This window comes from Curtobacterium sp. MCBA15_001 (genome assembly GCF_001864835.1).
In the GTDB taxonomy this organism is placed as follows: Bacteria; Actinomycetota; Actinomycetes; order Actinomycetales; family Microbacteriaceae; genus Curtobacterium.
Map to the genome: position 1 here is coordinate 23131 of NZ_MJGI01000010.1, position 13663 is coordinate 36793.

Here is a 13663-nt window from a genome sequence, read left to right on the forward strand (position 1 = left end):
CACGAACCAGACGGTCCGGCATCCCCCAGTACGATCAGCGGGTGCCGGACCGTTCTGCTCCCCCCACGCTCGACCTCCAGCTGACCTGGCGTGGCGCCTTCGGCCGCGTCCGCGTGTTCCCCGACCGGGTGCACGCCGAGACGAGCTACGAACGCGACGCGCTCGAGCCGGTCCCGATGGACGCGGTGCACGGCTGGCGCATCGAGCCGTGCGACTTCGACGCCGTGTGCGTAGAGTTCCTGACGCCGGACACCACCTGGCGCGTGCTGCTCGACACCTCCGACGAGCAGGTCGCGGCGCTGGCGCTCGGTCGGGTGCTCGGCGCGCCCGTCCCGTCGGAGTCCTGAGCGCAGGGACGCCGTTCTCGACCGACGGCTGACCGGGCGGCGCTACCCGGCGACCCGGTCCAGCGCGGCCACGTGCACCGCGCTGAGCGCCACGTCGTCGACGGCGACGTTCTCCTCCAGGTGTGCCACGTTCGCCGTGCCCGGGATGAGCAGCACGTGCGGCGCGTGCTGCAGCAGCCACGCCAGCCCCACCTGGGCCGGCGTCGCGCCGACCTCCGCCGCGACCGCGTCCACCAAGGGCGTGTCCTCCACCCGGGTCTGCCCGGGGAACCGACCGCCGAGCGGGAAGAACGGCACCCACGCGATCCCCGCGGCCCGGCACGAGGCCAGCAGGTCCTCGCCACCGCGGTCGACGAGCGAGTACGCGTTCTGCACGCACACGATGCCTGCCGGAGCCGCGCGAGCGACGTTCTCCGCGGACACCGCGCTCAGGCCGATCCCCCCGATGAGCCCCTCGTCCCGCATCGCCGTCATGACCGCGAGCTGGTCGTCGAGGTCCACGACCTGGTCCTTCGTCGCGCGCAGTCCCGGGCCGAGGTCCGCGCGCCGCAGGTTCACCACGTCGATCCGGTCGCGGCCGAGTGAGCGCAGGTTGTCGTGCACCTGTGTGCGGAGCTGCTCGGGGTGCTGCGCCAGCGCCAGGCCCGGCTTGGCCTCGGTCCGGACGGCACCGACCTTGCTGACCACGGTGACCGTGTCGTCAGCGCCGAACGCCCGTCCGATCACGTCGTTCGCGACACCGTCGCCGTAGAAGTCGGCGGTGTCCACGTGGTCGACGCCGAGGTCAGCCGCACGGCGGAGCAGCCGAGCCCCGGCATCACGGTCGTCGGCGAAGCGCTCGAGTGCCATCGCGCCGTACCCGATGCGCGCCACGGTGTGGCCGCCGAGGTCGAACGTGCCGCACGGTGCGGCGTGTGGGCGTGGGGTCGCGTCGGTCATCGGGGCCTCCGGGTCGGTCGAGGCCCCCGGTCTACTCCCGCCGTCCCGGACGTGTCCGTGGGCGCGCAGCCCGGACCGGACGGGAGGCGCGTGGCGGCGCCGCCACGGCCTCCTGTCCGTCAGCGGGTCGCGACCAGGGCCGCTCAGACCAGGTGAGCTCAGACCAGCAGCAGGATGCCCGCGACCACCGAGGCGAGCGTGATCGCCATCGCGATCAGGAGCAGGACCAGGTGCACGCGGTAGAAGGTCGTCGGTCGACCGGCGGCGTCCCTGGCCCGGGTGTCCTTCGCGACCCGCTGGAAGAAGCGCGGCCAGGCGACCAGGTTGAACAGGGCACCGACGAACAGGACGACTGCGGCGAAGACGAGCACCCGACGATCCTACCGAGCAGCGGGCGACCCGCTGCCGAGGTGAGCGGTGGCGCTCGGCCGCCCCCAACGCGGCCGAGTCCCACCGACGGTCACCACACGGATGTAGCAACTGCTACAGACATTACACGGTGGTCGAGACGGCGTCGAGCCACCCGTTCGGGTCACCGTCCCGCTCGGCGCCGTGCCGTGCCCCGTGGACCACCAGCAGACGCGACGGGCCGGACCACGCCGCGACGAGTGCCCGGCTGGTGGCGAGCGGGACGGTGGTGTCCGCGTCGCTGTGCACCACGAGCAGCGGCATCGGGTGACCGGTCAGCGCGGGCGGCCGGATCCGGAGCCGACCGGCCTGTCCCGCGAGGCGCGCCAGCCCGGGGACGGCGAGGGACCCCACCACGGCGCGGCCCAGGGCGCGACCGAGGCGACCGCCGCCGATGCCGTGCGCGATCGTGGGGACCCAGTCGACCAGCGGCCCGGTGAGGACGACCGCGCGCACCACGAGTGGCGGGTCCGCGAGTGTCCGGCGGAGCGGCTCTCGGCGCATCGCGTCGAGCGCGTGCAGCCAGAGCGCGCCGCCGAAGGACCAGCCGAGGAGCGTGACCTCGCGGGCGCCGTGGTCGGCTGCGACGCGGAGCCACGCGAGCGCCTCGTCGGTCTCGCGGACGCCGAACCCGTGACGCCGGGCCGGCCACCGGGCCGAGTGTGCGGCGAAGAGCGCGGTGTACCCGTGCGCGGCCAGGGCGGGGGCGATCTCCTGGTGCCGGAGCGGATGCGAGCCGAGGCCCGGCAGCGCGACCGCCCAGCGCGTGCCGTCCCCCACCGTCGGGGTGACCCAGCCGGGCAGCGCCTGACCGTCGGCGCCGCGGACGGAGACGGGCTGCAGACCTGGCCGGGGTTCGAGCTCCGGCGACGCGTACAGGGCGGCAGCGCGGCGGGCGACTCCGGCGACGACGGCGGTGACGGCTGTGACGCCGGCGGCCACGAGCGCGATGCCCGCGGTCGCTCGTCGGTGGGTTCTACGCGACATCGAGCGCGGCCTCGGCGCGGGCCAGGACGGCGCGCTCCCGGTCGCTCAGTGCGGTCCGGGTGCTCCGCACGCCGTCGTTGATCTCGACGATCAACCGGCTGAGTCGGGTGGCGGGGTCGTCGGTCTCCGGGTACTCGTTGTCGCTGCCGAGCCGGGCGTGCAGGGGCGCCAGCGTGGCGATCGCCCGTTCGACCTGGCGGGAGCGTCCGGCCTGGGCGAGCCGGTGCCCGACGACCAGGAGCAGCATGCCCGACGCGACGAAGATCACCGCGCCCGGCGTCAGGACGTCGTACGGCAGCGCGAGCGCCCGCGTGACGGACAGGTCACCGACCACGTGGGCCAGGTCCATCACGACGACGACCACCATGCGAACGACGCCGAACAGGCCCCCGACGACGAGCACCCACAGCCCGACCAGGTCCGTCCGCGTCCGGGCCTCGCGCAGGTGCAGCACGCAGATCACGCCTGTGGCACCCAGCGCGACACCGAGGTAGACGGTCTGGGCGATCGAGTAGACGGCCGCAGCCGGGTGGTCACCGGCGTCGAGCATGAACGTCGTCGTGGTCGGCGGCTTGTCGAGCACCGTGAACGCGGTGACGATGACGACGCCGACGACCGCGCAGGACACGACGATGGCGTTGCGCAGCCAGGGCCCCGCGGCGCCGACGGCCTTGGCGACGCCCCACAGCAGGGTGCTCGTCCCGGCGATCATCAGGCAGTCGCTGACGACCGTGACCACGTTGAACCCGCCGAAGCGCGGATCGAGCCAGCGGTAGAGCGGGTCGACGTTCGTGACGATCGTCGCGCAGAACAGGAGGAACGTGACCGCCAGGGTCCGGTCCTGTCCGCGCTGCAGGACGAACAGGGCGATCGCTCCGACGACGAGCAGGACCGCCTGGACGACCGCGAGGATCATCCGAAGACCCCGCGGAAGGCGCTCGGCCGCCCGCGGTGGTCGCGGATGAGCGCGGCGAGCTCGTCGGCGAACAGCTCGGCCTCGCGCTCGAAGTCGTTCTCGAACAGGCCGCGGGCCATCGCGCGCTCTACCTTGTACTCCGGCAGGTCAGGGATGACGTCGCGGATGTAGGCCGACTGCGCCGACGCCTCGTGGTGGGCATGCAGGACGTGGCCGAGCTCGTGGCCGATCACGAACGACCGGAACGTCGTCGATGGGGTCGGCGAGATCATGATGAGGTGCTGGTGCTCCAGCGTCGCGACGAACCCGCAGACCGGTTCGGACGCCAGGAACGCTTCTTCGCGGACCACGATCGGCTTCCCGACGACCTGGGCTGCGGCAGCGACGGCCTGGTCGACGCTCGACCACCCCTCGGCACGACCGCGGGCCCAGAAGGCCGTGAGGTGGGGGGACGCGTCGGCGTGGTCGTTCACGGCTCGATCCCGCGCTGCGACTCTTCCTCGATCACCGAGGCGATCCGACGGAGCGCCTCGGGTGAGAGCTCGCCGGGGAAGGTGCGGGCCGCGAAACCGCTGACCCGGGCGGAGCGGAGCGATCGGACGAGGGCGAGCTGGGCGCCGATGCGCTCGGGGACGTCGCTGTCCTCGAGCAGGAAGAGCTCGTCGACCTCGAAGAAGCCGGCCAGCAGCTGGAGCAGCGCCGTGTCGCGGTTGCGGCGGCCGTCACCGGAGAGCATGTACGTCCACTTGGCACGCGAGAGCGACCCGCCGCGGGCGTCGACGTACTCCTCGATCTCGGAGAACGGCACAGGGGCCCCACGCTGGGACTCCTCGAAGTCGAGCAGCAGGTTGAGACGGCGAGCGAGCTCGGCTGCGTCCAGGGCGCCACCCTTGGGTTCCCGCGTCATCATGCTTCCCCGCCCCCTCCGACGATCGAGCTCGGATACACGAGAACCCCCGCCTGAGCGGGGGTTCGTATCGTGGTGCACCCCCTCGGACTTGAACCGAGAACCCACTGATTAAGAGTCAGTTGCTCTGCCAATTGAGCTAGAGGTGCATGCCCGGGCTTCCCTGGGCTTCGTTGTGGTGTGTGCCGCAACGGGAATCAACAATAGCATGGGTTCTGCGTGCTCGTGACCACCTCCGGGCACCGACCGAACAGGAGCACCATGACCGACCGTCTCGCCGCCGGCGACACCGCCCCCGACTTCACGCTGCAGGACCAGGACGGCACCGAGCACAGCCTCGGATCGCTGCGCGGACGCAAGGTCATCGTGTACTTCTACCCCGCGGCGTCGACCCCGGGCTGCACCACCGAGGCGTGCGACTTCCGCGACAACATGTCCTCGTTGCAGGCCGCCGGGTACGAGGTCCTCGGCGTGTCGAAGGACGAGCTCCCCGCGCTCAAGCAGTTCCAGCACGAGCAGGCACTGACCTTCCCGCTGCTGAGCGACCCCGACCTGGCCGTGCACAAGGCGTACGCAGCCTGGGGCGAGAAGAACAACTACGGCAAGGTCGTCACGGGCACGATCCGGTCGACGATCGTCGTCGACGAGGACGGCCGCGTCCAGCTGCCGCTCTACAACGTCAAGGCGACGGGTCACGTGGCCAGCCTGCGGAAGAAGCTCGGCCTGGTCTGATCCTCACGCACAGGAGGCCCGGTGCCGGTCCCTGGGACCGGCACCGGGCCTCCTGTCTGTCTGCAGCTACGTCTACTCGACCGGACGGGCCAGCGCCGCCGTCACCGACTTCGACAGCACCAGGGTGATCGCGACCAGCGCGGGCAGCAGGAGTGCCCAGCCGACCGCCGGCACCCGGAAGACACCCTGGAACGCGCCGATCGCCAGCGCGCCCTGCAGGACCTGCCAGACGATGATGCCGCTGCGGACCCACGGGCGAGCGCGCCAGAGCCCGAGCGTCATCGCGCCGAGCCAGAGCGCCGCGATCGCCGTCAGGACGGTCAGCGCGATGCCGGAGGCGATGCTCGAGGCGGGCGAGACCACCACCTCGACGAGCAGCACCACCGTCGCCACGACGAGTGCCGCGAACTCGAGGGCGACCACCACGAGCAGGACGAGCATCGCCCGGGAGCGGGGTTCCCGGCGCGACTCGTGCGGCTCGAACGGATTCGAGGTGGTCTCAGACACAGTGATCCTCCAGCATTGCAACCCTTGATTTGGCCATATCAGTATGGAACGATGTTCGAGGTCGTTTGGACGGCACGATGTGGTGTGCGTCTCCCGTGGTTCGATGCTCCTCCCCCGAGCATCTGCGGGCGTCGGACTCTCCCCGCACGGTTTCCTCCCCACAGGATCCTCCCGTACGTCACATGAGCATGTGCAGAGTCCTCGAGCCCCGAACCACGGCCCCGGCCTGCCGTTCGAGCATCGACATCAAGGAGCACCACCACATGGACTGGCGTGACAAGGCTGCCTGCCTCACCGCGGACCCCGAGCTCTTCTTCCCCGTCGGGAACACCGGGCCCGCCGTGGACCAGATCGAGAAGGCGAAGTCGGTGTGCGCCCGGTGCACCGTCACCGAGATGTGCCTGCAGTACGCCCTCGAGAACAACCAGGACTCCGGTGTCTGGGGCGGCCTGAGCGAGGACGAGCGTCGCGCGCTCAAGCGCCGCGCCGCTCGCGCCCGCCGCGCCTCCTGACGCAGCAGCACTGACGACGACGCCCGTCGGGCCCCGCTGGGGCTCGGCGGGCGTCGTCGTGTGCGGGGCGGACTGCGGCGGGCGGGCGGGCGGCGGCGGTGCGGACGGCGGGCGGCGGCGGGCGGCGGCGGCGCGGACTGCGTCCGCACAACCGGAAGCACACCGCACCACGGGACGACGTGGCGCGGTCTGCTTTCTGTTGTGCGGACGGCACGGCGACCGCCTGGAGGGCCGGTGCCGGTCCGGCGGGGCCCGGGGCGGGCCTCCCGAGCGGTGCGTCGCACCCCCGCGCGGACGTCGCACCCCCGCGCACCGGGGCGCGATGTGCGCAGCGGGGTGCGGACCGCGTCCGCACAACCGGAAGCACACCGCACCACGGGACGACGTGGCGCGGTCTGCTTTCTGTTGTGCGGACGGCGCGGCGACCGCCTGGAGGGCCGGTGCCGGTCCGGCGGGGCCGGGCGGGCCTCCCGAGTGGTGCGTCGCACCCCCGCGCGAACGTCGCACCCCCAGACACCGGGGCGCGATGTGCGCCGCGGGGTGCGATGCGCGGAAGCGGGGTGCGGAACGCCGTGGCGCGGTGACCGTCTGGAGGGCCGGTGCCGGTCCGGCGGGATCGGGCGGGCCTCCTGGCCGCTACGCGGCGGCGGTCTCCCAGCGGAACGGGATCGAGATCGTGACCTCGGTGCCGCTGCCGGTGAGCGTGTGCCAGTCGATCGTGCCGCCGAGCTCGCCCTGGATGAGGGTGCGGACGATCTGCGTGCCGAGGCCGGAACCGACCTTGCCCTCGGGCAGCCCGACACCGTTGTCGCGGACCTGGATCGACAGGTGGTCGTCGGAACGGTGGGCGACGATCTCGACCTCGCCATCGCGGCCGTCGAGTCCGTGCTCGACCGCGTTCGTGACGAGCTCGGTGAGGCCGAGGGCGAGCGGGGTCGCGGCCTCGGATGGCAGGACCCCGAACTCCCCCGTCTTCTTCGGGTGCACGGTGGTGTTGTGCGACGCGGCGACCTCGGTCACGAGCTTGAGGACGGAGTCGAAGACCTCGTCGAAGTCGACGTTCTGGCTGAGGCCGGTCGACAGGGTGTCGTGCACGACGGCGATCGCGGCGACCCGGCGCATCGCGTTCTGCAGCGACGTGCGGGCCTCGTCCGAGTGCGTCCGCCGTGCCTGGATGCGCAGCAGCGACGCCACGGTCTGCAGGTTGTTCTTGACGCGGTGGTGGATCTCGCGGATCGTCGCGTCCTTGGTGATGAGCTCGCGCTCCTGGTGGCGCATCTCGGTGACGTCGCGGCAGAGGACGACGGCGCCGATCCGCTCGCCGTGGTCGCGCAGCGGGATCGAACGGAGGGTGACGGTGACGCCCTTCGACTCGATGTCGGCACGCCAGGGGGCTCGACCGGTGACCACGAGCGGCAGGGACTCGTCGACGTCGAGCTGCTGTCCGAGGAGCTCAGTGGTGACCTCGGCGAGGGACTTGCGCTCGAGTTCCTCCTCGAAGCCCATGCGGTTGAAGGCGCTCAGGCCGTTCGGGCTGGCGAACGTGACGATGCCGTTCGTGTCGAGTCGCAGCAGGCCGTCACTGGCACGCGGCGCGCCACGACGCGGGCCCGCAGGCGCACCGAGGTCGGGGAAGTCACCGGTGGCGATCATGCCGAACAGGTCGTTCGCACTCGCGGTGAAGTTGAGCTCCTGCCGGCTCGGCGTGCGGGACTCGTCCTGGTTCGAGTGCCGGGTGACGACCGCGATGGGACGGTCGGTCGTCTGCTTGCTCTTCGGGCTCAGGCGGCGCAGCACGGGGATGGCGCGCACGCGGGTCGGGGTGTCCTCGTACCAGTCGGGCTCGGCGGAGTCCACGACCCGGGACCCGGCGAAGCTCTCGGTCACCTGCTCGCGCCACTCCTCGCGGATCTCCTGCCCGACGATGTCGCGGTAGAAGAGCGTCGCTGCCGAAGACGGCCGAGCGTGGGCGACGGCGACGAAGGACCCGTCCTCGGCGGTCGGGACCCAGAGCACCATGTCCGCGAACGACAGGTCGGCAAGCAACTGCCAGTCCCCCACGAGCAGGTGGAGCCACTCGACGTCCGCCTCGGAGGAGCGGCCTTGCGCGAGGACGAGATCACTGAGGGTCGACACGGAACCAGTCTAGGTGCGGGCCGTTGTGGACAACTGCCCGCCATCCACAGGCCTGAGCGGATGGAAAATAGGATGTTGCATGCCAAATACGCTCGGTCTTCTACGGAAGGGGCCGGCGTGGCGTGGGAAGCACAACGGATCGATGAGGATGCGGACGACCCGGGACGGAGGCACGGGCAGGCAGTGGTTGCGCGGGACTCGCGCGACCAGGTGGCTGACGTCGAGGTGGTGGTCGGCGACGGGGAGCGCGGGAGCGCGGTGGTGGCGACGGATCCCGGTGATCCGGGCCCGACGGCGAAGGCCCTCGCGCTGTGCGTGGCGGAGATCCTGACGGGCGCACGCGAGGTCGACAGCATCGCGCGGTGGGTCACCGAGGACGTGCATCGGCACCTGCAGCACCGTGCTGCGACCGCCGCGCGGGCCCGCTCGGTCGCCCGGCACCGAGGCAGCCGACCGAGCATCCACGTCGGGAGCGCGATCGTCAGCCGACCGGCCGACGGGATCGCCGAGGTCAGCGTCGTCGTCCACACCCGGTCGCACGCTCGGGCGGTCGCACTGCGGCTCGAAGTCCGTGCCGGCCGGTGGCGGGCGACCGCGATCGGCATGCTCTGAGGCGGGCGATGCGCCCAAGCGGGTGAGCGATGCGGGCGGGCGCCGCGGGCGGGCGCCGCGGGTGGGCGATGCAGGTGTGTATGCGGGTGGGCGATGTCGGCACGCACGAACGCGGACGGACCCGGCACTGCGCGACCGCGCAGCACCGGGTCCGTCCGTCTGTCAGTCCGTTGCGGAGCGGTCAGCCCTTCTTGGCCGCCTGGCGCCGATCGGCGCGGTTGGTCGCGGTCGCCTGACCGGAGGCCGTGGCTGCGGATCCGAACGCCGAGCCCTTCTCGGGCAGCGCGGCGGCTTCCTCTTCTGCCTGGGCCTGCTGCGCCAGCGCGGTCGCGGCCTGCTCGAGGCGCCCGCGCTCGTCACGGACCTCGACCTCGCCGTCGATCGACGGTGCGGAGTACTCCAGGCCCGGGGTCTCCTCTTCGGAGAGGCCCTTCGCCTCGATGACCGCGTTCTCGCCGTCGGACTGCACCTGCACCTCGAGGTTGAACAGGAAGCCGACCGACTCTTCGCGGATCTGGCCCATCATCGTCTGGAAGAGGGCGTAGCCCTCGCGCTGGTACTCGACGAGCGGGTCGCGCTGGGCCATCGCACGAAGGCCGATGCCGTCCTTGAGGTAGTCCATCTCGTACAGGTGGTCACGCCAGCGGCGATCGACGACCGACAGCACGACACGACGCTCGAGCTCGCGCATGGCTTCCTCGCCGAGGTTCTCCTCGCGCTGCGTGTAGGCCAGCTTGGCGTCGGAGAGGATCTCGCGGCCGAGGAACTCCCGCGTCGCCTTGCCCTTGGAGCCGGCTTCGGTGATGACCTCGTCGATGGTGATCGAGATCGGGTACAGGGTCCCGAGCTCGGTCCACATCGCGTCGAGGTCCCAGTCGTCCGGGGAGCCTTCGCCGGTGTGGGTGTCGATGACGTCGTCGATGACGCTCTTCAGGAACGACTGCGTGCGCTCGTGCAGGTCGTCGCCCTCGAGGATGTGGCGCCGGTCGCTGTAGATCGCCTCGCGCTGGCGGTTGAGGACGTCGTCGTACTTGAGGACGTTCTTGCGGATCTCGGCGTTGCGGCCCTCGACCTGCGACTGCGCCGAGCGGATGGCGCGGCCGACGAGCTTGTTCTCGATCGCCAGGTCGTCCGGGACGTTCGAGCGCCCCATCAGGCTCTCGGCAGCGCCGGAGTTGAACAGGCGCATGAGGTCGTCGGTGAGGGACAGGTAGAAGCGGCTCTCACCCGGGTCGCCCTGACGGCCCGAACGACCGCGCAGCTGGTTGTCGATGCGTCGGGACTCGTGCCGTTCGGTGCCGAGGACGTAGAGGCCGCCGGCTTCGCGGACCTTGTCGCCCTCGGTGTCGACGGTCGCCTTCATCGAGGTGAAGACGTCGTCCCACGCGGCCTCGTACTCGTCGGGGGTCTCGGTCGGCGAGAGGCCCTTGGTGTGCATCTCCTGCACCGCGAGGAACTCCGCGTTGCCGCCGAGCATGATGTCGGTACCGCGACCGGCCATGTTCGTGGCGACGGTCACCGCCCCGAGACGTCCGGCCTGCGCGACGATCGCGGCTTCACGCGCGTGGTTCTTCGCGTTGAGGACCTCGTGCTTGACGCCCTTCTTGGCGAGCAGCTTGGACAGGTACTCGGACTTCTCGACGCTGGTGGTGCCGACCAGGACCGGCTGGCCCTTCTCGTGCCGTTCGGCGATGTCCTCGGCGACCTGCTCGAACTTCGCCTTCTCGTTCTTGTAGACCAGGTCGGTCTGGTCGAGCCGCTGCATCGGCTTGTTGGTCGGGATCGCGACCACGCCGAGCTTGTAGGTCGACATGAACTCGGCCGCTTCGGTCTCGGCCGTACCCGTCATGCCGGACAGCTTCTGGTAGAGCCGGAAGTAGTTCTGCAGCGTCACGGTCGCCAGGGTCTGGTTCTCCGCCTTGACCTCGACGCCTTCCTTGGCCTCGATCGCCTGGTGGATGCCCTCGTTGTACCGGCGGCCCATCAGGATGCGCCCGGTGTGCTCGTCGACGATGAGCACCTCGCCGTTCATGACGACGTAGTCCTTGTCGCGCTTGAACAGGCTGTCGGCCTTGATCGCGTTGTTGAGGAACGAGATCAGCGGGGTGTTGGCGGACTCGTAGAGGTTGTCGATGCCGAGGTAGTCCTCGACCTTCTCGATGCCGGGCTCGAGCACGCCGACGGTGCGCTTCTTCTCGTCGACCTCGTAGTCCTCGCCCGAGACGAGGCGCGTGGCGATGGACGCGAACTCGGTGAACCAGCGGTTGGCCTCGCCCGAGGACGGACCGGAGATGATGAGCGGCGTGCGCGCTTCGTCGATGAGGATCGAGTCCACCTCGTCGACGATCGCGAAGAAGTGGCCGCGCTGGACCATGTCGGCCGCCTGCCACGCCATGTTGTCGCGCAGGTAGTCGAAGCCGAACTCGTTGTTCGTGCCGTAGGTGATGTCGGCGGCGTACTGCTCGCGACGTTCGGCCGGCGTCTGGTTCGCGACGATGCAGCCGGTGGTCATGCCGAGGGCACGGAAGACACGGCCCATGAGCTCGGACTGGTACGACGCCAGGAAGTCGTTCACGGTGATCACGTGCACGCCGCGCGACGGGATCGCGTTGAGGTACGCGGCCGTCGTGGCGACGAGGGTCTTGCCCTCACCGGTCTTCATCTCGGCGATGTTGCCGAGGTGCAGTGCCGCGCCGCCCATGAGCTGCACGTCGAAGTGCCGCATGCCGAGGGTGCGCTTCGAGGCTTCGCGCACGGCGGCGAAGGCCTCGGGCAGGAGGTCGTCGAGGGTCTCGCCGTTGGCGTACCGCTCGCGGAGCTCCTTCGTCTCGTCCTGGAGTTCTTCGTCCGAGAGGCTCGCGAAGTCGTCCTCGAGGTCGTTGATGGCCGAGGCGTAGGCCTTCAACCGTCGGAGGGTGCGTCCTTCGCCGATGCGGAGGACCTTCTCCAGCACGTTTGCCACGTGAACTCCTTACGGGGTCGTCGCGCGCGGGTGGCGCGCCGATCAGCCAGTCATGCTAGCAACCCGCGCGGGCGGCCCGCTGGGAGCTGTGCCGTGGAACGCGGTGTGCGCGGCCCGGACGGACCGCGCACACCGTGTTCGTCCTCGACCTGGACTCAGGCGAGGACCTCGGCGGGTTCGGCCCGCTCGGCGGAGGCGTCGGAGGCGTCGGCGGCGTCGGTGCCGTCGAGCCCGATCACGCCGTAGTCCCAGCCCTTGCGCCGGTAGACCACGCTCGGACGGCGGGTCTCGGCGTCCACGAAGAGGTAGAAGTCGTGCCCCACCAGCTCCATGAAGTACAGCGCGTCGTCGACGGACATCGGCGCCGCCTGGAACACCTTCTCGCGGATGACGACGGGCGAGTAGACCTCGTCCGCTTCCTCGCGCGCCTCTTCCTCGACGATGCTGATCGCACCGGTGGCGACGTCTTCGATGAGCTTGCCGTCGGCGGGGACGACACCCATCCCGTCGAAGGCCGTGCCCGACGCCTCGGCCACCGAGGTCGGACGGTGGCGTCCGCGGTGCACCTTCTTGCGGTCGCGTGCGCGACGCAGTCGCTCGGCCATCCGCGCGAACGCCAGGTCGAACGCCGCGTACTTGTCGGACGCGGCGGACTCGGCGCGCACCAGCGGTCCGGGCCCGATGAGGGTCAACTCGACGCGGTCCTCGCCCTGGCTGCTGCCGCTCTTCTCGTGGTGGCGGCTGATGCGCACCTCGAACGCGAGGGCGCGGTCGGCGAGCACGTCGATCTTCTCGGACTTCTGTTCGACGTAGGTGCGGAATCGATCGGTCACTCCGACGTTCCGGCCCGTGATCGTCACGTCCATGGCGGCTCCCATCCGTACTTCGGCGCGTCGCCTCCATCCGGCGATCAACAACGCCTTGACGGGACACGCTAGACCCGCCGGGGTGTCCGCGTCACGTGTCGGCGTGGCATCGGCCGGACACCCACCGGATGCACAGTGGCCACCGGGGGTTCACCCATGCGGGAGGCTCAGACGTCGACGCTGGCGGTCGCGACGCACCGGAGGACGCGCCCACCCCCGGCGCGCACGGCACGGACGGCCTCGGCCATCGTCACCCCGGTGGTCACGACGTCATCGACCAGGACGACGTCCCGCCCGTGCACCCCCACGGCGCGGAGGGTGCCGATCGTGGCGTCCACGCGCTCGAGCGCCGTCCGCTCCTTCTGCCCACCGCCAGCAATCGGCCCGGCGCGCCCGTGGTCGGACCGCCGCACCCGGCGGAGCGCCCCGGTGCCACGGACGCCCCCGCGTGCGAGCAACAGCACGACGGGGTCGAACCCGCGCCGACGACGTCCACGCGGGGAGGGCGGCACCCGGAGCACACGTGTCCCTGGTGGGGCTCCGGCGAGCGCCTGCCGCACCAGGTCCCCCGTCCGGCGGCCGAGCGGGGTCGCCACGTCGACGCGCCCACGGAGCTTGAGCTCGAGCAGCAGGGTGCGGACGAGTCCCTCGTACTCGAAGGCGGCATCGAGACGAGCGCTCGCCACCAGCCGGACCCGCCGGGGTCGCGCGGTCAGGTCGGCTCGGCACGCTGCGCAGAGCGCGCGGTCCGGCGCGCCACACCCCAGGCACCGGACGGGCAGCAGCAACCCGATGACGGCAGCGACGGCGTCAGACCAGGAGGACCAGGAGG

Annotated in this window: 15 protein-coding genes and 1 tRNA gene; 4 read left to right on the plus strand and 12 right to left on the minus strand. The window is 71.0% G+C overall.

Annotation, left to right across the window (positions count from 1 at the left end):
- Window positions 1-41: 41 nt before the first annotated feature.
- Window positions 42-347 (plus strand): hypothetical protein, encoded by a 306-nt coding sequence (locus BIU90_RS05365; RefSeq protein ID WP_071299220.1) that lies wholly within the window; start codon window positions 42-44, stop codon window positions 345-347.
- A 42-nt stretch (window positions 348-389) separates the two neighbouring features.
- Here the strand turns inward: BIU90_RS05365 and BIU90_RS05370 are convergent, their stop codons facing one another.
- The 7 genes from BIU90_RS05370 to BIU90_RS05400 all read right to left on the minus strand — a co-directional run bounded on the left by BIU90_RS05370 (window position 390) and on the right by BIU90_RS05400 (window position 4653).
- Window positions 390-1286, minus strand: coding sequence for an aldo/keto reductase (locus BIU90_RS05370; RefSeq protein ID WP_071299221.1), 897 nt, complete (start codon window positions 1284-1286; stop codon window positions 390-392).
- Between the two features lie 158 nt (window positions 1287-1444).
- Window positions 1445-1657, minus strand: coding sequence for an SCO4848 family membrane protein (locus tag BIU90_RS05375; protein WP_071299222.1), 213 nt, complete (start codon window positions 1655-1657; stop codon window positions 1445-1447).
- Window positions 1658-1778: 121 nt separating this feature from the next.
- Complete coding sequence (locus BIU90_RS05380) at window positions 1779-2681, minus strand: alpha/beta hydrolase (RefSeq protein ID WP_139195123.1); 903 nt, start codon at window positions 2679-2681, stop codon at window positions 1779-1781.
- Entirely contained in the window at window positions 2671-3597 is a 927-nt protein-coding gene (locus tag BIU90_RS05385; RefSeq protein WP_071299224.1) for a hypothetical protein, read from the minus strand. Before BIU90_RS05385 ends, BIU90_RS05380 begins: the two co-directional genes overlap by 11 nt.
- The gene (locus BIU90_RS05390) at window positions 3594-4070 is read right to left on the minus strand and encodes an ImmA/IrrE family metallo-endopeptidase (protein ID WP_071299225.1); all 477 of its coding nucleotides are present in this window, start codon (window positions 4068-4070) and stop codon (window positions 3594-3596) included. The genes BIU90_RS05385 and BIU90_RS05390 overlap by 4 nt, the downstream gene beginning before the upstream one ends.
- On the minus strand, window positions 4067-4507 hold the full coding sequence (locus BIU90_RS18605) for a hypothetical protein (protein WP_083403726.1): 441 nt from the start codon (window positions 4505-4507) through the stop codon (window positions 4067-4069). Before BIU90_RS18605 ends, BIU90_RS05390 begins: the two co-directional genes overlap by 4 nt.
- Window positions 4508-4577: 70 nt before the next feature.
- A tRNA-Lys gene (locus BIU90_RS05400) sits at window positions 4578-4653 on the minus strand.
- Window positions 4654-4765: 112 nt separating this feature from the next.
- On the opposite strand from BIU90_RS05400, the gene bcp reads away from it, so the two are divergent.
- Window positions 4766-5236 carry a thioredoxin-dependent thiol peroxidase gene (gene bcp / locus BIU90_RS05405; RefSeq protein ID WP_071299226.1) on the plus strand — a complete coding sequence of 157 codons (471 nt, stop codon included), beginning with the start codon at window positions 4766-4768 and terminating at the stop codon, window positions 5234-5236.
- Window positions 5237-5308: 72 nt separating this feature from the next.
- Here the strand turns inward: bcp and BIU90_RS05410 are convergent, their stop codons facing one another.
- On the minus strand, window positions 5309-5743 hold the full coding sequence (locus BIU90_RS05410) for a hypothetical protein (protein WP_139195125.1): 435 nt from the start codon (window positions 5741-5743) through the stop codon (window positions 5309-5311).
- Between the two features lie 263 nt (window positions 5744-6006).
- On the opposite strand from BIU90_RS05410, the gene BIU90_RS05415 reads away from it, so the two are divergent.
- Entirely contained in the window at window positions 6007-6255 is a 249-nt protein-coding gene (locus BIU90_RS05415; protein WP_017888820.1) for a WhiB family transcriptional regulator, read from the plus strand.
- 636 nt (window positions 6256-6891) lie between these two features.
- Here BIU90_RS05415 and BIU90_RS05420 read toward each other — a convergent pair.
- Window positions 6892-8391, minus strand: a complete 1500-nt coding sequence (locus BIU90_RS05420) for a sensor histidine kinase (RefSeq protein WP_071299228.1) — start codon at window positions 8389-8391, stop codon at window positions 6892-6894.
- 210 nt (window positions 8392-8601) lie between these two features.
- Between BIU90_RS05420 and BIU90_RS05425 the strand changes: the two genes are divergently transcribed.
- The gene (locus BIU90_RS05425) at window positions 8602-9003 is read left to right on the plus strand and encodes an Rv3235 family protein (RefSeq protein WP_139195126.1); all 402 of its coding nucleotides are present in this window, start codon (window positions 8602-8604) and stop codon (window positions 9001-9003) included.
- A gap of 181 nt (window positions 9004-9184) precedes the next feature.
- On the opposite strand, the gene secA is transcribed toward BIU90_RS05425, so the two are convergent.
- The 3 genes from secA to BIU90_RS05440 form a co-directional block, all read right to left on the minus strand.
- Window positions 9185-11965 carry a preprotein translocase subunit SecA gene (gene secA, locus BIU90_RS05430; protein ID WP_071299229.1) on the minus strand — a complete coding sequence of 927 codons (2781 nt, stop codon included), beginning with the start codon at window positions 11963-11965 and terminating at the stop codon, window positions 9185-9187.
- A gap of 155 nt (window positions 11966-12120) precedes the next feature.
- A complete protein-coding gene (gene raiA / locus BIU90_RS05435; RefSeq protein WP_071299230.1) occupies window positions 12121-12831 on the minus strand; it encodes a ribosome-associated translation inhibitor RaiA in 711 nt (236 codons plus the stop codon).
- 167 nt (window positions 12832-12998) lie between these two features.
- Window positions 12999-13663: ComF family protein (locus BIU90_RS05440; RefSeq protein ID WP_083403728.1), on the minus strand; the 665-nt coding region annotated here is incomplete at its 5' end.